Origin of the sequence: Xaviernesmea oryzae (assembly GCF_900109605.1) — a bacterium.
GTDB lineage: Bacteria > Pseudomonadota > Alphaproteobacteria > Rhizobiales > Rhizobiaceae > Xaviernesmea > Xaviernesmea oryzae.
In genome coordinates, this window is record NZ_FOAM01000010.1 from 53202 (window position 1) to 71981 (window position 18780).

General features: G+C 63.9%; 16 protein-coding genes. 9 read left to right on the forward strand and 7 right to left on the reverse strand.

What is annotated here, in order from left to right:
* Nucleotides 1-7 precede the first annotated feature (7 nt).
* Nucleotides 8-1327: a guanine deaminase gene (gene guaD, locus BMX61_RS13735; RefSeq protein ID WP_075628284.1), complete on the reverse strand. Its 1320-nt coding sequence runs from the start codon at nt 1325-1327 to the stop codon at nt 8-10.
* A 2-nt stretch (nt 1328-1329) separates the two neighbouring features.
* Nucleotides 1330-2562 (reverse strand): urate hydroxylase PuuD, encoded by a 1233-nt coding sequence (locus tag BMX61_RS13740; protein ID WP_075628283.1) that lies wholly within the window; start codon nt 2560-2562, stop codon nt 1330-1332.
* 265 nt (nt 2563-2827) lie between these two features.
* On the opposite strand from BMX61_RS13740, the gene BMX61_RS13745 reads away from it, so the two are divergent.
* The gene (locus BMX61_RS13745; RefSeq protein WP_075628282.1) at nt 2828-3460 is read left to right on the forward strand and encodes a LysE family translocator; all 633 of its coding nucleotides are present in this window, start codon (nt 2828-2830) and stop codon (nt 3458-3460) included.
* Nucleotides 3461-3513: 53 nt separating this feature from the next.
* Here BMX61_RS13745 and BMX61_RS13750 read toward each other — a convergent pair whose 3' ends face one another.
* Complete coding sequence (locus BMX61_RS13750) at nt 3514-4431, reverse strand: LysR substrate-binding domain-containing protein (protein ID WP_075628281.1); 918 nt, start codon at nt 4429-4431, stop codon at nt 3514-3516.
* A 189-nt stretch (nt 4432-4620) separates the two neighbouring features.
* Between BMX61_RS13750 and BMX61_RS25335 the strand changes: the two genes are divergently transcribed.
* Entirely contained in the window at nt 4621-4746 is a 126-nt protein-coding gene (locus BMX61_RS25335; RefSeq protein ID WP_267890864.1) for a hypothetical protein, read from the forward strand.
* Nucleotides 4747-4765: 19 nt separating this feature from the next.
* Here BMX61_RS25335 and xdhC read toward each other — a convergent pair whose 3' ends face one another.
* From xdhC to xdhA, 3 genes are all read right to left on the reverse strand, one after another.
* Nucleotides 4766-5587 carry a xanthine dehydrogenase accessory protein XdhC gene (gene xdhC, locus BMX61_RS13760; RefSeq protein ID WP_075628279.1) on the reverse strand — a complete coding sequence of 274 codons (822 nt, stop codon included), beginning with the start codon at nt 5585-5587 and terminating at the stop codon, nt 4766-4768.
* A 3-nt stretch (nt 5588-5590) separates the two neighbouring features.
* Nucleotides 5591-7933 carry a xanthine dehydrogenase molybdopterin binding subunit gene (gene xdhB, locus BMX61_RS13765; protein ID WP_075628278.1) on the reverse strand — a complete coding sequence of 781 codons (2343 nt, stop codon included), beginning with the start codon at nt 7931-7933 and terminating at the stop codon, nt 5591-5593.
* A gap of 125 nt (nt 7934-8058) precedes the next feature.
* The gene (gene xdhA, locus BMX61_RS13770; RefSeq protein ID WP_075628277.1) at nt 8059-9531 is read right to left on the reverse strand and encodes a xanthine dehydrogenase small subunit; all 1473 of its coding nucleotides are present in this window, start codon (nt 9529-9531) and stop codon (nt 8059-8061) included.
* Between the two features lie 220 nt (nt 9532-9751).
* Here xdhA and BMX61_RS13775 point away from each other — a divergent pair, with 220 nt between their 5' ends.
* The 4 genes from BMX61_RS13775 (at nt 9752) to sbmA (ending at nt 14307) form a co-directional block, all read left to right on the forward strand.
* On the forward strand, nt 9752-10798 hold the full coding sequence (locus BMX61_RS13775; RefSeq protein ID WP_075628276.1) for an LLM class flavin-dependent oxidoreductase: 1047 nt from the start codon (nt 9752-9754) through the stop codon (nt 10796-10798).
* Nucleotides 10799-10874: 76 nt separating this feature from the next.
* A complete protein-coding gene (gene map / locus BMX61_RS13780; RefSeq protein ID WP_075628275.1) occupies nt 10875-11633 on the forward strand; it encodes a type I methionyl aminopeptidase in 759 nt (252 codons plus the stop codon).
* A gap of 25 nt (nt 11634-11658) precedes the next feature.
* On the forward strand, nt 11659-12879 hold the full coding sequence (locus tag BMX61_RS13785) for a YbfB/YjiJ family MFS transporter (protein WP_075628274.1): 1221 nt from the start codon (nt 11659-11661) through the stop codon (nt 12877-12879).
* 156 nt (nt 12880-13035) lie between these two features.
* On the forward strand, nt 13036-14307 hold the full coding sequence (gene sbmA, locus BMX61_RS13790; protein ID WP_075628341.1) for a peptide antibiotic transporter SbmA: 1272 nt from the start codon (nt 13036-13038) through the stop codon (nt 14305-14307).
* Between the two features lie 89 nt (nt 14308-14396).
* Here sbmA and BMX61_RS13795 read toward each other — a convergent pair whose 3' ends face one another.
* Nucleotides 14397-15410 carry a polysaccharide deacetylase family protein gene (locus BMX61_RS13795; protein WP_092742753.1) on the reverse strand — a complete coding sequence of 338 codons (1014 nt, stop codon included), beginning with the start codon at nt 15408-15410 and terminating at the stop codon, nt 14397-14399.
* Nucleotides 15411-15796: 386 nt separating this feature from the next.
* Here BMX61_RS13795 and BMX61_RS13800 point away from each other — a divergent pair, with 386 nt between their 5' ends.
* From BMX61_RS13800 to der, 3 genes are all read left to right on the forward strand, one after another.
* Nucleotides 15797-16384, forward strand: coding sequence for an NnrU family protein (locus BMX61_RS13800; protein WP_075628273.1), 588 nt, complete (start codon nt 15797-15799; stop codon nt 16382-16384).
* Nucleotides 16385-16633: 249 nt separating this feature from the next.
* A complete protein-coding gene (locus tag BMX61_RS13805) occupies nt 16634-17314 on the forward strand; it encodes a tetratricopeptide repeat protein (RefSeq protein ID WP_075628272.1) in 681 nt (226 codons plus the stop codon).
* A 15-nt stretch (nt 17315-17329) separates the two neighbouring features.
* A complete protein-coding gene (gene der / locus BMX61_RS13810) occupies nt 17330-18748 on the forward strand; it encodes a ribosome biogenesis GTPase Der (RefSeq protein WP_075628271.1) in 1419 nt (472 codons plus the stop codon).
* The last annotated feature ends 32 nt before the right edge of the window (nt 18749-18780 follow it).

Genomic DNA, 18780 nt, shown 5'->3' on the forward strand with positions numbered 1-18780 from the left:
GAGAGCATCAAGCTGCCACCAGCCCCGCCTTCGCCGGCTTACCCGCCACATAGGTCTCCGCGACCGCCCGGTCGTCGCCCATGGTCTGCAACAGGAACAGCTCGTCGGCGAGCGAGCGGATGACCTCCGCCTTCAGCGCCATGGCCGGCGTGGCGGCGACGTTGAGAACCACGAGATCGGCATCGCTGCCGGGCGCCAGCGTGCCGATGCGGTCTTCCAGGCTGAGGGCTTCGGCATTGCCGAGCGTCATACGGTAGAAGCTTTCGAAAGGGTTCAGCCGCTGGCCGAGGATCTGCTGGATCTTATAGGCCTCATCCATCGTGCGCAGCATGGAATAGCTGGAGCCGCCGCCAATATCGGTCGCGACGGAAACGCGCACCGGTTTTGCCCGGCCGGTCAGCTGTTTCAGCGGGAAGAGACCGGAGCCGAGGAACAGGTTCGAGGTCGGGCAATGCACCGCCACCGAACCCGTCTCGCTCATTGCGTCCATCTCCCGCTCCGACAAATGGATGCAGTGGCCGAAGAGCGTCTTGGGGCCGAGCAGGCCGTAGCGGGCGTAGACGTCGGTATAGTCGATCGCGTCCGGATAGAGCGAGGCGGTGAAGCTGATCTCGTCGCGGTTCTCCGACAGATGCGTCTGGATATGCAGATCGGGAAATTCGCGGGCGAGCGCTTGCGCCGCCGACATCTGCTCCGGCGTCGAGGTGATGGCGAAGCGCGGGGTGATGGCCACATGGTTGCGGCCCTTGCCGTGCCACTGTTCGATGACCGCGCGGGTCTCGTCATAGCCCATTTCGGGCGTATCGAGCAGGCCTTGCGGCGCATTGCGGTCCATCATCACCTTGCCGGCGACCATGCGCATGTCGCGCTTCAGCGCCTCGGCGAAGAAGGCGTCGGCGGAGGCTTTGTGGACCGAGCAATAGGCTACCGCGGTCGTCGTGCCATGGCGCACCATCTCATCGAAGAAATGCGTGGCGATGCGCTGGGCATGCGTGCTTTCGACGAAGCGGCATTCCTCGGGGAAGGTGTAGGTGTTCAACCATTCCAGGAGATTGGCGGCATAGGAGCCGATCACCTGCATCTGCGGAAAATGCAGATGCGTGTCGATGAAGCCCGGCAGGATCAGATGCGGCCGGTGGTCGATCTCGATGGCCTCGCGCGCGCCCAGATCGGCGCGAACCCGCTCATAGGCGCCGCTGGCGACGGTCAGCCCGTTTTCGATCAGCACCGCGCCGTCGCTCTCATAGGTGAAGGCGGTGGTGTCGGTCAGATCGTCGGGCAGGCGGGTGAAGGACAGCGTGCGGCCACGCAACAGGGTCAAGGTCATGGTCAGCGGGTCCTGGCGGCGCTTTCGAACCAGGCGGTCAGAAGCGCGCGTTCCTTTTCGGTCATGTCGGTGAGGTTGCCGGGCGGCATGGCATGCGCGCGGCCGGCCTGGAGATAGATCTCGCGCGCATGGGCGGCGATCTCGGCGTCGGTGTCGAAGCGCACATTCTTCGGCGGACGGGCGAGGCCTTCATAAACGGGTTCGGCCGCGTGGCACATGGAGCAGCGCGTGGAAATCGTTTCTTTCACGGCCGGGAAATGTGCATTCTCGGCGAAGCGCTGGAAAGCCGGCGCGACCGCCTCGGCCGCTCCCTCGGGCGCGCTCGCGCGCGGCACGGTCGACAGCCACATGATCACGATGAACAGGATCAGCGTCACCAGCCAGGTCCAGGTCGGCCGCCCCTTGCGGGCATGGGTGGTGTTGAACCAATGGCGGATGGTCACGCCCATCAGGAAGACGAGGGCTGCAATCACCCAATTATAGGCCGTGGCGAAGGCCAGCGGATAGTGGTTCGACAGCATGAAGAAGATGACGGGCAGCGTCAGATAATTGTTGTGCAGCGAGCGCTGCTTGGCGATCTGCCCATATTTTGGGTCCGGCATGCGCCCGGCGATCAGGTCCGCCACGACGATGCGCTGGTTCGGCATGATGATGAAGAAGACATTGGCCGACATGATCGTGGCGGTAAAGGCGCCCAGATGCAGGAAGGCGGCGCGGCCGGTGAAGATCTGCGTATAGCCCCAGGCCATGGCGACCAGCACGACATAGAGCAGGCCCATCAGCGCCCAGGTGTTCTTGCCGAGCGGCGATTTGCACAGAAGATCGTAGCAGATCCAGCCGATGGAGAGCGAGGCGAGCGACAGCAGAATGGCGACGGGCGCGGAAATGTCGAGCACGTGCCGGTCGATCAGGAAGAGATCGGCCCCGCCATAATAGACCAGACAAAGCATGGCGAAGCCGGACAGCCAGGTGGCGTAGCTTTCCCATTTGAACCAGGTGAGGTGCTCAGGCATGGAGGCCGGCGCCACCAGATATTTCTGGATGTGATAGAAGCCGCCGCCATGCACCTGCCATTCCTCGCCATAGGCGCCGGGCGGCAGATGGGGGCGCTTCACCAAGCCAAGGTCGAGCGCGATGAAATAGAAGGACGAGCCGATCCAGGCGATCGCGGTCACCACGTGCAGCCAGCGCACGGCAAAGGTCAACCATTCCCACGCGATCGCATATTCATACATCGAGCACCCCTGACATCATTTGCCCCATCGGTCATCTTGCAGAAAAGCGCCTGAGGGGGAAAGGGCCGTGTTCGACTTAAATGTGGACGTTTGACGCGCAGGCCCGGCTCTTCGCGGCCTTTTGCCTTCCGCTTGCAGTTGCCGCCTGCTTCGCCCATTCTGCCCGTGCTGCTGAGCCGCCGTCTTCAGCTTGGTTTTGCGGATGGGGGCCCGGCGTTTCCGTCAGCAAGATCTTCGCCTTGCCCGCCTGAAGGATTGAACTTCTATGCCGCCTCTCGACCATCTGCTGGCATTCCTGGTGACGACGGCGCTGTTCGCCTTTCTTCCCGGGCCTGCCATGCTCTATGCCGCAGCGCGCACGGTTGTAGGCGGTAAAAAGGCCGGGTTGAACGCGGTGCTGGGCATCCATCTCGGCGCCTATGCTCATATCGCGGCTGCGGCTGCCGGGCTGTCGGCGCTGTTTCATGCCGTGCCGATCGCTTATGCAGCCGTGAAACTGGCCGGCGCTGCCTATCTCATCTGGCTGGGCATCGCCTTGTTCCGCGCCAAGGATGAGGAGGGCGCAGCCGGGCAGCCGCAGCGCGTGGCATCCGCCCGCAAGGCCTTTGCGCAGAGCGTGATGGTCGAATTGCTCAATCCGAAGACGGCGATCTTCTTCCTTGCCTTCCTGCCGCAATTCGTCGATGCCTCCGCCGCCTTCCCGCTCTGGCTGCAGTTTCTGTTGCTCGGCCTCCTCGTCAATTTGATCTTCACCCTGGCCGATCTCGTCGGCGTGCTTCTGGCCGGACTGATCCTCAAAGGTCTTCAGCGGTCAACAAGGGCGAAGCTCTGGATGCGAAAGGCCGGGGGCACGATCCTGGTCGGCCTAGGCCTGCATCTGGCATTCCAGAAAGCGTAAACCTGCACTCTCTCAAGGCGCGGTGCGTCAATGCTCGCGTGGTCGGCCGGCTCTTAGCCCGGCATGGCCGTGTCGACTGAATCCTCCGCCGCCATTTCCGCCAGGATCCAGTCGCGAAAGGCCTTGATCTTCTGCTGATGCCGTCGGCGCTCGGGATAGACGAGCCAATAGTCGCGCCCATCATTGCACATCAGTTCGAAGGGCTGGATCAGGCGGCCACGTGCGATGTCGTTGCGATAATGGGCGGGGTTGATGATGGCCACGCCCTGGCCGGCGAGGGCCGCACCGGCATCGAGCGACTGAATGCCGAAATCGTTTTTCGGCCGCAGCGCCAGTTCCCCAGGGTCGACGCCGGCGGCGGTAAACCAAAGCCGCCACCAGATATCCGTCGGGCTGATGATCGGCAGTTTGAGAAGATCGGCGGGGTTCTTCACGCCGCCGATGCTCTCGGCCAAAGCGGGGCTTAGAACCGGTGCGAAATCGAGTCGCATCAGGAAATGCGCGCATAGTCCCGGCCAATCGCCCCGGCCCCAGCGAATCGCGATATCGCCAGGTGTTCGGTCGAAATCGATGGTCTCGCCTGCCGCCTTCAACCGCACCGCAATCGATGGCTGCAGCATGTGGAAGCGGCCGAGATGAAAGGTCAGCCATTGCTGGGCAAAGGTCGGCGGCGAATGAATGAGCAGGATCTCCTCGGTCGGCGCGCGCGCGGCCGCCAAGGCCTCGCCCAGAAGATCCAGGCCTTGTACGATCTTCGGCAGCATGCGCTCGGCTGCATCCGTCAGCGCGATCTGGCGCGGCCTGCGCAAAAACAGGGGCTCGCCCAGATGGTCCTCCAGAAGCTTGATCTGGTAGCTCACCGCCGTCTGCGTCAGCCCCAACTCCTCGCCGGCGCGGGTGAAGCTCTGCAGCCGTGCCACGGCTTCGAAGACGCGCAATGCATGCAGGGGAACCTGGCGGGATATCTTCATGGATCAGTGCTCCTGATGGCAAGGTGAAGAGATTGCATTGGATTCCCAGTCTGTCCAGCGGGAAGCTGAAAGCAGTTTTCCTGATGTTGGATCTCGACGATGACCTCCCTTGCAAAAGATCTCGCAGTGCCTTTCGCACCCGGCAGGTCCTCCCAGCTTGCCGCCTTTTTGAAATGGATCTGCATCCGCATGGCCCGTAGCAACCACAGGCTGGAGCTTGAACACGTGCCTGACCACGTGAAGCGCGATATCGGCATTCTCGATGGTCGGGAGCCGAAGCGGGACGATCCCAGCGTCTGGCCGGTGTGGCGGTGAGCTTGGATACGAATGCTTGTCAACGTGCGCCAAGGGTGGCGTTGGCAGGCGCTTGAGCGAGCACCGTCAGGATCTCCGCCGCTGTCAGGGCGGCAATGACGGCGGGGCGCTTGTCGCGCACGGCGCTGCCTCCGATCGGCAGGGTCAGGCGATCACTCTGCGAGGGCGATAAGCCCTCTTCACGGGCATAGCGGCGAAAGCTCGCTCTCTTTGTGGCCGAGCCGATCATCCCGACATAGGCGAAATCTCCGCGAGCAAGCGCACGTGCGGCGATGAGGAAGTCGAGGGCATGATCGTGGGTGAGGATGAGGATAACGCTGCCTGCGTCGGCGGCATCGATCTCGGCTTCCGGCAACGGCGTCAGCCGCCTGTCGATGCCAGAAGGCAGGCTGTCCAGTTCCTCGGCGCGGCTTTCGATGACGCAGAGGCGCAAGGGCAGCGGTGCCAGCGCCTGAGCCAGCGCCTTGCCGACATGACCGGCGCCGAAGAGCAGGATTCGAGGCCACGCCTCGGCTTCAGCCACCTTGCCGGCCAGAAAGGCTGCACGCGCGGTCTCGTCGAGGCGGGATAGCCGAAGGCTTACGCGCCCGCCACAGCATTGGCCGATGGCAGGTCCCAACGGCACGTCGCGCAGGAGCGGTCCGTCGCCAGACGTCAGAAGTCGTCTTGCCTCATCGATGGCAAGATATTCGAGCTGGCCGCCGCCGATGGTTCCAAACAAGGCGCGAGGCCCGACCAGCATGAAGGCATCGGTCTCGCGCGGGGCGGAACCCTTGACGTTAACGATCTCGACCAGGACCAGTGCCGGCTCGGCATCGAGAAAGGCAGCGAGCCCGTCCATTCCTCAGCCTCGCTTCAGCCGCTCCACGGCCATCAGCACGCGTTCCGGCGTCGCCGGCGCGTCGAGCCGCGGACATTCGCGATAGTCGGCGACGGACGCGACCGCCATGGACAGCGCTTCGAGCACGGAAATTGGCAGCATGAAGGGCGGCTCACCCACGGCTTTGGAGCGGCCGATGGTCGGCTGGCGGTTTTCCGACCAGTCGGCCAGCTTGACGTTGAAGATCTTCGGCCGGTCGGAGGCGAGCGGGATCTTATAAGTGGAGGGCGCATGCGTGCGCAGCCGGCCCTTGTCGTCCCACCAGAGCTCTTCGGTCGTCAGCCAGCCCATGCCTTGAACAAAGGCGCCTTCGACCTGGCCGATATCGATTGCCGGATTGAGCGAGCGGCCGACATCGTGCAGCACATCGACGCGCTCGACCAGATATTCGCCCGTCAGCGTGTCGATGGATACTTCCGAGCAGGAGGCGCCGTAAGCGAAATAATAGAAGGGCATGCCGCGCCCGGTTTCGCGGTTCCAGTGGATCTTCGGCGTCTTGTAGAAGCCGGCGGCCGAAAGATGGACGCGGGCGAAATAGGCCTGCTTGACGAGGTCGGGGAAGGACACGCGCTCCTCGCCGATCTCCACATGGTTCGCCACGAAACGGATGGCATCGGGCGTCGTCTGCCAGCGCTCTGCGGCAAAGGCGATCAGCCGCTCCTTGATCTGGCGTGCCGCGTCGAAGGCCGCCATGCCGTTCAGATCCGAACCGGAAGAGGCGGCGGTGGCCGAGGTGTTCGGCACCTTGCCGGTGGTCGTGGCGGTGATCTTCACCCGCTCGAGATCGACCTGGAAGCAATCGGCAATCACCTGGGCGACCTTGGTATAGAGGCCCTGGCCCATTTCCGTGCCGCCATGATTCAGGTGGATCGAGCCATCCTGATAGACATGGACGAGGGCACCGGCCTGGTTGAAGGCCGTCATCGTGAAGGAGATGCCGAATTTCACCGGCGTGAGCGCGATGCCCTTCTTGATGACCCGGCTTTTCGCGTTGAAATCGAGGATGGCGGCGCGGCGAGCCTGGTAATCGGCATCGCGCTCCAGCTCGTCCACCAGACGGGCGATGATGTTGTCCTCGACCTCCTGGTGATAGGGGGTGAGATCGCGGCCAGAGCCCGGCTCGCCATAGAAGTTGCGTTTGCGCACCTGAAGCGGATCGAGGCCGAGCGCATAGGCGACCTCCTCGATCATCCGCTCGCCGCCGACCATGCCCTGCGGCCCGCCAAAGCCGCGATAGGCGGTGTTGGAGACGGTGTTGGTCTTCAGCGGCTGTGAGGTCAGAAGCACATGCGGGTAAAAATAGGCATTGTCGGCATGAAACAGTGCGCGGTCGGTCACCGGGCCTGACAGGTCGGAGGAGAAGCCGCAGCGCGCGGCGTAATTCGCCTTGACCGCGAGGATATGGCCTTCATCATCGAAGCCCACCTGATAATCGACCAGGAAATCATGCCGCTTGCCGGTCGCACACATATCCTCGTCCCGGTCAGGGCGGAATTTCACTGGGCGGTTCAGTTTCTTGGCGGCCACGGCGGCGAGTACGGCGAACTGGTTGCCCTGCGTTTCCTTGCCACCGAAGCCGCCGCCCATGCGCCGGACCTGGACGGTGACCGCATGAGAGGGCACGTCGAGCACGTGGGACACCATGTGCTGTACCTCGCTCGGATGCTGGGTCGAGGACCAGACGGTCACATCGTCATCCTCGCCGGGAATGGCGAAGGCGATATGGCCTTCGAGATAGAAATGCTCCTGCCCGCCGATGCGCATGCGGCCACGGAGCTGCCGCGGTGCGTGATCAAGCGCCGTCTCAGCCTCGCCGCGTTTCAGCGTCAGCGGCTTGGTGACCAGCGTTCCGCCCTTCTCGATGGCGTCCGCAGGGTCGATGATATGCGGCAGGTCGCGATAGTCGATCTTCGCAAGCCGTGCGGCGCGGCGCGCTTGGTCGCGGGTCTCGGCAATGACGACGAAGGCCGGCTGGCCGTGAAACTGCACGAGCCCATCCGCCAGCACCGGCTCGTCATCGAGATGGCTGGGGCTGATATCGTTGGAATGGGGCATGTCGCGCGCGGTCAGGACGCAGACAACGCCCGGCGCCTTTTCGACGTCGGAGAAATCCATCGACAGGATTTCCGCATGCGCCCGGTCGGTCATGCCGAGCGCGGCATGCAGCGTGCCAGCCGGCTCCGGCATGTCGTCGATATAATCCGCCGAGCCGGCTACATGCTTATGCGCGGAATCATGCCGGCGCGCCGCATGCATTGGGCCAGAGAGAGGGGTGACGGTCTTGTCTTCGAAAGCGGTGGCATCCATGGAAGATGTCCTCCTCTTGAGGCTGCCTCATAAGGCGGCGATATCAAAGGCGAGGGCACGGCGAGCACGCCGCCGTTTCACTCGATTGCATGGACCCGCACATGGCGCGAGCCGACCCCAGCGCTTCAGGCAGCGCCTTCGAAGCGGGTCAGTTCGCAGCCTTCGCCGCGCGTTTCCAAATAGAAGCGGGTCAAGAGATTGGCGGCCGCTAGGTTGCGATAGGCGGCGCTGGCGCGCCAATCTGTCAGCGGCTGAAAGTCTTTCGCCAGCGCTGCCTGGCCGAGCGCGACCGTCTCCTCGGTCCAAAGGCGGCCAATCATTGCCGCTTCCGTCTGCGACGCCCGCTTCGGGGTTCCCGCCATGCCGCCAAAGGCGATGGACAGCGTCTTGACCTTGCCATCGGCATCGAGCCTCAGATGGAAGGCGCCGCAGAGCGCGGAAATATCCTCATCCCGGCGCTTGGAGATCTTGTAGACGGAGAAATGCGCGTCAGGGGCGAGCGCCGGGATGAACAGGCTCTCGACGAACTCGCCGGGCTGGCGGTCCTGGCGCCCGTATTGAATGAAGAAATTCTGCAGCGGCAGGCTGCGGCTGCCTTTCTTCGAGCGCAGGGTCAGTGTCGCGCCGAGCGCGATCAGGGCCGGCGGCGTGTCGCCGATCGGCGAGCCATTGGCGACATTGCCACCAATCGTGCCCATATTGCGCACCTGGTCGCCGCCGATCCGGTCGATCAGCCGGCCGAAAGCAGGGTAGAGGCGGGAAAGCAGCGGATAAGCGGCGGAATAGCTGACGCCGGCGCCGAGCGTGACGCCTTCGGGTGTTTCCTCGATGGTCTGAAGTGCGTCCAAGCCATTGATGAAAACCACGGGCGCGATCTCGCGCATCTGCTTGGTCACCCAGAGGCCGACGTCGGTGGAGCCGGCAACGATGGTGGCCTGCGGATGGCTGTCCAGCACCTCGGCCAGCGCCTCGACCGTGCCAGGCACGACCAGCCTACGGCCTTCGCCAACGGCGATGGTCGCGCCGGTCTTCATTGCCTTCAGCTCGGTCTTCACCCGCGCGCGCATGGCGAGGATGGGATCGAAGACCGCATCGGGCCGCGCCTCTGCCACCGCCTCGGCCGCGCGCACGATCGGTTCATAGCCGGTGCATCGACAGAGATTGCCCTGAAGCGCCTTTTCGATATCGGCGCGGCCGGGCCGGTCCTTGGAAAGCCAGAGCCCGTAGAGGGACATGACGAAGCCCGGCGTGCAGAAGCCGCATTGCGAGCCGTGATAATCGACCATGGCCTGCTGCACCGGATGCAAGGCCCCGTCTTTCGCCGCCAGATGCTCGACGGTCACCACGTGAGTCGCATGGAGCGAGCCCACGAAGCGGATGCAGGCATTGACGCCTTCATAGACCAACTCGTCGCCTGCAAGCCGCCCGACCAGCACCGTGCAGGCTCCGCAATCGCCTTCCGCGCAGCCTTCCTTGGTGCCGGTCAGCCGGCGGGCGAGGCGCAGATGGTCAAGCAGAGTTGTCGTCGCGCCGACATCGTCGAGCGCCACACTGCGATCGTTGAGGATGAAGCGGATCGTGCCGGTGTCCGATGTCATGCTGCCCCGTCTGGATTCTTGTTGTCGTCAAACTATGCCCAAAGCGCTGTGAGTGACAATTGCATTTTTCGCGCCATGCTGGCTCTGTGACGGTTGCCGAGAGCCACAACGCTGGTGCGGAGAACGGTGCGTTCTTGGCTGAGGGACTGGCGCGGATCGCTGGGCGGGACTATCTGTCAGCTATTGATCAAAGTCGATCGAATTGTCCGGGAGCGGTGCGATGGAATTGGGGCTCTACACCTTCGCGGATGTCGATCCGCAGGCGCCGCGAGGGCGGGGGCCAGAGGGCGAGGAGCGCCTTCGTCACCTGATCGAGGAGATCGAACTGGCCGATCAGGTCGGGCTCGATGTCTTCGGTCTTGGCGAGCATCACCGGCCGGATTACGCCGTCTCGGCGCCTGCCGTGGTTCTGGCGGCTGCGGCCGCGCGCACCAAGCGCATCCGCCTGACCAGCGCCGTCAGCGTGTTGTCGTCGGATGATCCGGTTCGCGTCTTCCAGCAGTTCTCGACGCTTGATCTGATATCGGGCGGGCGCGCGGAAATCATGGCCGGGCGCGGCTCGTTCATCGAGTCCTTCCCGCTCTTCGGCTATCGGCTGGAGGATTATGACGAGCTTTTCGAGGAAAAGCTGCGTCTGCTGATCGCGCTCAGCGAAAATGAGGTGGTCGATTGGGAGGGCGGCATGCGGCCCGCGATTCACCAGCGCGGGGTCTATCCGCGTCCGCTTCAGGAGAATCTGCCGATCTGGGTCGCCGTTGGCGGAACGCCGCAATCGGTGGTGCGCGCTGCCGCGCTCGGCCTGCCTTTCGCGCTGGCTATCATCGGCGGCGAACCCGCGCGCTATGCACCGCTCTTCGATCTCTACCGCGAGGCCGCACGCCGCTCCGGCCGCGATCCGGCCCGGTTGAAGACCAGCATCAACGTGCATGGCTTCATTGCCGACACCACGGATCAGGCTGCCGACCAGTTTTATGGCCCTCAGGCCGCCGTGATGAACCGCATCGGACGGGAGCGGGGCTGGGGTCCGACCAACCGAGCCCAGTTCGACCAGTCGCGCGGGCCCAATGGGAATCTGTTCCTCGGCGATCCCGATCTGGTGGCCGAGAAGATCATTCGCCATGCCCGCATCTTCCGCAATGACCGGTTCCTCCTGCAGATGGCGATCGGCCTGATGCCGCATGACCAGATCATGCGCGGCATCGAGCTCTACGGCACCAAGGTGGCGCCCATGGTGCGGCAGGCCCTTGCCAGCGATGCGGCGGCATGAAAAAGCGGTTGCGATGACGGCGTGCCTGCACGCCGACCAGCCAGCCAAGGCCGGACAGCAGAGATTGTAGAAAAGCATGACCCTCGACAATGACAATGATCTTGAAAAGCTGAAGGAAATCGGCCGCATCTGTGCCGACGCGCTGCAGACCATGACGGCGGCGCTGGAGCCCGGCATGACGACGGCGGAGCTGGATGCGATCGGCCGTGCCTTGCTGGAGCGCGAGGGCGCGCGCTCGGCGCCGGAGCTCTCCTATAAATTTCCCGGCGCCACCTGCATCAGCGTCAATGAGGAGGTCGCGCACGGCATCCCCGGCAAGCGCGTGATCCGCCCGGGAGATCTGATCAATATCGACGTTTCGGCCGAAAAGGATGGGTTTTTCGCCGATACCGGCGCATCCACCTTCCTGCCGCCCGTCAAATCCTCGATCGAACGCCTGTGCCGGGACGGCCGCCGGGCGCTCTTCGTGGGCTTGAGCGAGGTGCGTGCCGGCCGGCCTCTGTCGGCCATCGGGACGGCCATCGGTGGCTTTGCCCGTAAGCATCGCTATACGCTGATCACCAATCTTGCCAGCCACGGCGTCGGCCGTTCGCTGCATGAGGAGCCGACCGAAATTGCCACCTGGCCCGACAAGCGCGACAAGCGGGTGATCACCGATGGCCTGGTCTTCACCGTCGAACCCTTCCTGTCGCTCGGTGGCCAATGGGCCGAAGGCGGCGAGGACGACTGGACGCTTTATAGCGAGCCCCGCGCGCCGACCGTGCAGTTCGAGCACACGGTGGTGGCCACCCGGACGGGCGCGGTGATCGTCACCATGCCGAGCGTCGCGGCGTGAGGGGGCAGACGAAAGGTGCGGGACGATGAGCGCTGGCCTGCGCGGCGACCGGCGTCGGCTGGCCTCGACGGCTTTGGCCGGCGCCATCGCCATGGCGGTTGCCATGGGCTTCGGCCGGTTCTCTTTCACCCCCATCCTGCCGGGCATGATGGGTGACCTGCATTTGACGGCGGGCGATGCCGGGCTGATCGCCTCGGCCAATTTCATCGGCTATCTGGTCGGCGCGGTTTGCGCGGGCCAGGGCTGGGGCGAGGGGCGGGAAAAGACCATCGGTCTCGGCGCCCTGCTGGCCACCAGTATGCTGCTTGCCGGCATGAGTCTCGGCAGCTCCGTCATCCTCTTTGCCACCCTGCGCTTCCTGGCCGGTCTCGCCAGCGCCTTCGCGATGATTTTCCTGTCGCAGATCGTGCTCACCCGGGGGGCAGAGGCGGGCAATGCACATGTGCAGTCCGTGCATTTTGCCGGTGTTGGCCTGGGCATCGCCGTCTCGTCGCTGCTGGTCTTCCTCGTCACCACCAGGCCGAACGCCGCCTGGCCTGCGTGGCGCGAAGCCTGGGCGGGCTCGGCGCTCGTGGCGCTGGCCGGCACTGCGCTGGTCGGCCTGCTGCTTCCGGATGGCGCGGCCCGCAGCGGCCACGAAGCCGGCCAGCGCGAAGCGCCGCTCCTCTGGTCGCGCGCCTTTTCCACCGTGGCGCTGACCTATGGCCTTTTCGGTTTCGGCTATGTCGTCACCGCCACCTTCCTTGTGGCCATGGCGCGCGGCCAAGCGGCCCATGCGGTTGCAGGCGGGCAGATGGTGGAATTTCTCTGCTGGTTCGTCACTGGGCTCAGCGCCGTCGTGTCGCTCTTCGTCTGGCGCCCCGTCATGGCCCGTTTCGGCATCGTCCGGGCCTATCTCTGCGCGTTGGCGCTCGAGGCGGTGGGCCTGCTGCTCACGGTCACCCTGCCTTTTCCGCTGGCACCGATCCTCGGCGGGCTTCTGCTGGGTGCCACCTTCATGGTCATTACCGCCTTCGGGCTCCATCTTGCCCGCGCCCTGTCTCCCGGATCGGAGCGCAAGGCGCTGGCGATCATGACCGCTGCCTTCGGCATCGGCCAGATCATCGGGCCGCTCGTTGCCGGCTGGCTGACGGAACGATCCGGCACCTATACGCCCGCTACGCTCGCGGCCGCCGCCGTGCTGATGCTGGCTGCCGGCGTGCTGGCGCTTAGCGGCCGGTCGATCCGTGCAGCGGCCAGGCTGTGAGCGCCGGACCGCCTGCCGGGTCCGGCCGGCCAAGTCCAAGCATCCTTAAATCGCTGTAAGGTTCCGTCCACGCAATTGTTTCATGCGCGGTTCTGGCCTAGCGTGACGCACCTGCGAAGCACGCATCAGACCGTGCGCATCAAAGCGAGTGCCACCTTGTTCCATTCCTTCTTCCCGAAGCCGAAGCTGTTCTTCACCTCCCTCATCGTCTGGACGCTGGTCTGCATTTTTCTCTGGTATGGCTTTGTCGCCGATTGGGGCAATTCGCTGGGCTATACCGCGCCGCCTGAAGGACAGACGCCGATCGATCTGCGGTTCTTCCTGACCCCCGACAATCGATGGTTCTATTCCTATTTTATCGTCTGCACGCTGGCCTTTTGCGGCACATGGACGGTGCTTGCGCGCAATCACCCTTGGATTGACTGGTCGATTTGGGGCTCGGCGCTGATCATCTTCTCGACCTATTTCGGCGTGCAGGTCTATGTGGCCATCAACAACTGGCGCCGTCCCTTCGGCGACCTCCTGCAAAATGCGCTGACCGGCAAGCCGGGCATCACCGTCGGCGATTTCTACTCGCTGATGCTGGTCTTCTGCCAGATCGCCTTTCTCAGCATGTTCGTCTCGATCATCACCGACTTTTTCGTCAGCCACTACGTCTTCCGTTGGCGCAATGCCATGAACGACTATTACATCTCGAAATGGGAGAAGGTTCGCCACATCGAAGGCGCCTCGCAGCGTATCCAGGAAGATACGATGCGCTTCGCCAATATTCTCGAGGGGCTGGGCGTCAGCCTGATCAATTCGGTGATGACGCTGATCGCCTTCCTGCCGATCCTTTTTGCGCTGTCGTCCTATGTAACGACGCTGCCGATCATCGGCGAGATCCCGCACACGCTGTTCTGGCTGGCCATTGGCTGGTCGATCTTCGGCACGGCTTTGCTGGCGATTGCCGGCATCAAGCTGCCGGGCCTGCATTTCCGCAACCAGCGCGTTGAAGCGGCCTATCGAAAAGAGCTGGTCTATGGCGAGGACCATATGGACCGTGCTCAGCCGATCACCGTGGTTGAGCTGTTTTCAAACGTCAGGCGTAATTATTTCCGCATGTATTTCCACTATCTTTACTTCAACGTCGCTCGCTATTTCTATGTGCAGGCCGACGCCCTCTTCGTCACTTTCATGCTGGTGCCGACGATCGTCGCCGGCAAGATCACCTACGGCATCTACCAGCAGATCTCCACGGCCTTCGGCCAAGTGTCGAACTCGTTCCAGTATCTGGTCAATTCCTGGACCACGATTATCGAGCTGCTGTCGATCCACAAGCGCCTCAAGGCCTTCGAAGCGGCGATCGACGATGCGCCGCTGCCGCCGATCGACGAGCGCTATCTGAGGGGCGAGAGCGAGGAACAGCAGGCGCCGGCCGCGCCCTGATCCCGTGTTCACGACTTCCCCATGAAACGGACAAGGGCCCCGGTTTTGCCAGCCGGGGCCCTTGTCTTTGAAAGATAATCCGATGCGCTTTAAAGCGCGCCCTGCGCCGGCCGGCCGGCATGGTCGCTTTTCAGCCGCTCAAGCGCTTCCGCATAGCTGACGCAGGCCACGTCCTCTCGGCCGCAGGTTTCGCTGAGGAAGCGCTCCAATGCGCGCCAATAGGCGCCGCCATTCATCTCCACGAAATGAAAGCCGAGCTGCAGCGGCACGCGCTCACCCGCATATTGCGCCTCAAAGGCTGCGCGATAGGCGGCAATTGTCCGCTCCTCGAAAAGCGCGCTGTCCTTCTTGTTCTCCACCCCCATGGAGTGGCGAACGAAGAGATTGTAATCCATGGCAATCACCCGCCGCGACGAGGGCCCTTCCGGAATGGTCGGCAGGCCGAAGCGCGGAAGGCCATCCTCCTCGACAGGCAGCGCCGGACCTTTGGTCACCAGGCTCGCATCATAGGCGAATCCCGCAGCCTGCTCGGCCGGCAGCAGACCGGCGCTGGTCGAAAGATAGGGCGCGCGAAATCCGTGGATCCCGTGATGCGCGAAGTCCTGCCAGCCTTCCGGCTCCTCGGACTGGATGCCGGCCGCCTCCCAGGCGCCGCCGAGCGCCTGCGTGAAGGCGGCAAATTCGCGCGACCAATCGTCTTTCGTCCAATCCTTGCCGTCGAAATGGCCGCAGGCATGGCTGCCAATATCGTGACCGGCCTGATGCGCCTGCCAGATATGGCGCACCCGGAGAGCGATCTCCTCCTGGCTCTGGGCAAAGCCGACATTGGAGCGACCGACCGAATGGCCTGGAGCGGCATAGGCCCTGCCGCCTTCTTTCTTGGTCATCAGAAAGGTGCAGGAGAGAAAATAGGTGAAGTGCGCATGCGTCCGTGTGGCGAGATCCAGGCTGCGAGACCAGAGCGCATTGTCATGGGCGCCATCGAAGGACACGATGACGAGCTGGGGCGGGCGCGGCGCCTGCGCTTCGGCTGCTGGCGCAAGGACGCCGAGAGCAAGACAGGCGGGGAGAAGCATGGACAAAGCGGAGCGATAGGCATGCATGGGCTTGGCATAAACCTGTGGGGAGATGATGCGCGGCGAGCGCGAAGGTGCCGTGCCGGCGAGAGGTGCTGTAGCCTTTCGGTCAGCAATGCGGCAAAGCTTTGATCAAGCTCAATGCATCATGCTTGCGCCAAGCTGGTCCAGGCAACGGCCGCCTGCGTAAACGGAGCCAGAGCGGCGAGGTCCGTGCAGCGGAATGTCGAACGGAGGCGGCCGGGCCCGGCTGAGACCCCGCTCAAGGATTGATCGTCGCGACCGCTCGACACGATCCTGTATGATCCATCCGGCGATTTCGGTTTCGCCGCAGATGCAGTATCACTTGCCCCTGGAGATCCGTCGACCCAGTCGGATGTTTCCGCTGACCATTTCACCCAAGGCGCGCTTTCATGACCCTGCTCATTCTCGGCATTCTGATCTTCCTCGGCTCGCATCTCGTTCATGTCGTGGCGCCGGGCTTTCGCACCGCCGTGATCGCCCGGATCGGCGTTGGGCCATGGCGCGGGCTTTATTCGCTCGTCAGCCTCGCGGGCCTCGCGCTGCTGGTCTATGGGTTCGGCGAGGCGCGCGCCGTCACCGGCATGCTCTACAATCCGCCTGTCGGCCTGAAGCATCTGACGCTGCTGCTGATGGTGCCGGCGATGATCTGTCTCGTGGCCGGCTTTCTGCCGGCCGGGCGCATCGCGGTGGCGGTGAAGCATCCGCAGGTGCTGGCGGTCAAGATCTGGGCGCTCGCGCATCTTCTGTCCAATGGCGAGACCGCCTCGGTCATTCTCTTCGTCGCCTTTCTGGCCTGGGGCGTGATCCTGCGCATTTCGCTGAAGCGGCGGGAGAGACGGGGCGAGGCTGTTCTTCCCGTGTTCAAATCGTCGCGATACGACACCTACGCCATCGTTATCGGCCTGCTTCTCTACGCGCTGATGGTCTGGCGTCTGCATGAATGGCTGATCGGCGTTTCGCCGCTGCCCATGAGCTGAGCGAGGAAGGGGCCTACCCTGGTGGGCCCATGCGGAATTTCAGGCCTTGCGCGGCGGGCATGGCGCTGCGCCCCCTTACATTCGGCGCAAAATAGGCTAGAAGCCGGCATTCCGCTTGATGCATCGGGCCGGCAGATGACACCGTCTTTCGCTCAAGCGATGCCCAATTGAAGAGCGAGCGCATCGGCCCTGTCGGGTCGGCGGCGTGCGCTCATGCAGACGAAGAAGGCCGGACAACCGGGGACGTGGATGGCGAACCAGAACGACAGCTTCATTCGTGAGGTCAACGAGGAGCTGCGCTCCGATCAGGTGCGGGCGGCCTGGCTGCGCTTTGGCGGCGTGATCATCGCCATCGCGCTTTTGATCGTCGTCGGCACGATCGGCAAGGTTGCCTATGACTACTGGCGCGACAGCTCGGCTTCCGCCTCTGGCGACGCCTTCCTGGCCGCGCTGACGCTGGCCAAGCAGAGCCGCACCGACGAGGCCATCGCCGACCTCAAGACGCTCGAAGCCAATGGCCATGGCAGCTATCCCGTGCTGGCGCGCATGCGCGTTGCCACGCTGCAGGCGCAAAAGGGCGATACCGCCGCGGCCATCGCTGCCTTCAAGGCGGTGGCGGACGATCAGAGCGTCGAGGCGCCGATGCGCGACGCCGCCAAGCTGCGCGCGGCCTATCTGATGATCGATACCGGATCCTATCCGCAGGTGGCGGCCGAGGTGGAGCCTCTGGCAGTTGCCGGCAATCCGATGCGCCACTCTGCCCGCGAGGTCCTCGGCCTCTCGGCCTACAAGGCAGGCGACAAGGAAAAGGCGAAGTCCTGGTTTCAGGCCATTGCCAATGATGCCGAAAGCCCGCGCAATGTCGCCAACCGCGCGCAGATGCTGCTCGACGTGATCGCCTCGGGCGGCGATGCCGGCGCGGCTGGATAAGAAAGAACAAGGACCATGAGCTTCACCGTCGCCATCGTCGGCCGGCCGAATGTCGGAAAATCCACGCTGTTCAATCGCCTGGTCGGCCGCAAGCTCGCGCTTGTCGATGACACGCCCGGCGTGACGCGGGACCGGCGGCCGGGCGAGGCGCGGCTGGTCGATCTGCGCTTCACCATCATCGATACGGCCGGTCTCGAGCAATCCGGCCCGGAGACGCTCCAGGGCCGGATGTGGGCGCAAACGGAAGCCGCCATCGACGAGGCGGATTTGACCCTGTTCGTCGTGGATGCCAAGGCGGGCCTGACGCCGGCCGACGAGACGCTGGCCGAAATGCTGCGCCGGCGCGGCCGCCCGGTGGTGCTGGTTGCCAACAAGTCCGAGGCGCGCGGATCCGATGCCGGCTTCTACGATGCCTTCACCCTCGGACTTGGCGAACCTTGCCCCGTTTCGGCCGAGCATGGCCAGGGCATGCTCGATCTGCGTGACGCGATCGTCGAGGCCATCGGCGAGGACCGCGCCTATCCGCCGGCCGACGACGAGGCGGAGACCGACATCGACCTAAGATCCTTGGCAAGCGACGACGAGGACGAGGCCGAGCCGGCCTATGACGACACCAAGCCGCTGCGCGTGGCCATTATTGGCCGGCCCAATGCCGGCAAATCGACGCTGATTAACCGCTTTCTCGGGGAAGACCGGCTGCTGACCGGACCGGAAGCCGGGATCACCCGCGATTCGATCTCGGTCGAGTGGGACTGGCGCGGCCGCACGATCAAGATGTTCGACACCGCCGGCATGCGCCGTAAGGCCCGCGTGCAGGAGAAGCTGGAGAAGCTGTCGGTGGCCGACAGCCTGCGCTCGATCCGTTTTGCCGAGAGCGTGGTGATCGTTTTCGATGCCACCATTCCATTCGAAAAGCAGGACCTTCAGCTCGTCGATCTCGTCCTGCGCGAAGGCCGCGCCGCCGTGCTCGCCTTCAACAAATGGGACCTTGTGGACGATCCACAGGCGGCACTTGCCGATCTGCGCGAAAAGACCGAACGCCTTTTACCCCAGGCACGCGGCATCCGCGCGGTGCCGATCTCCGGCCAGACGGGCTACGGTCTCGACAAGCTGATGCAGTCGATCATCGATACGGACAAGGTCTGGAACCGGCGTGTTTCCACCGCGAGGCTCAACCGCTGGCTCGAAAGCCAGCAGATCCAGCATCCGCCACCGGCCGTCTCCGGCCGCCGGCTGAAGCTGAAATACATGACCCAGGTCAAAGCCCGCCCCCCGGGCTTCATGATCTCCTGCACCAGACCCGACGCCGTGCCGGAAAGCTATCTGCGCTATCTCACCAACAGCCTGCGCAATGATTTCGACATGCCGGGCGTGCCGATCCGCCTGCATGTGCGCGCCTCGGAGAACCCCTTCGAGAACCGGAAGAAGCGGTAGAGCCATATTAGGCCGACGCGTCATCGCGTCGC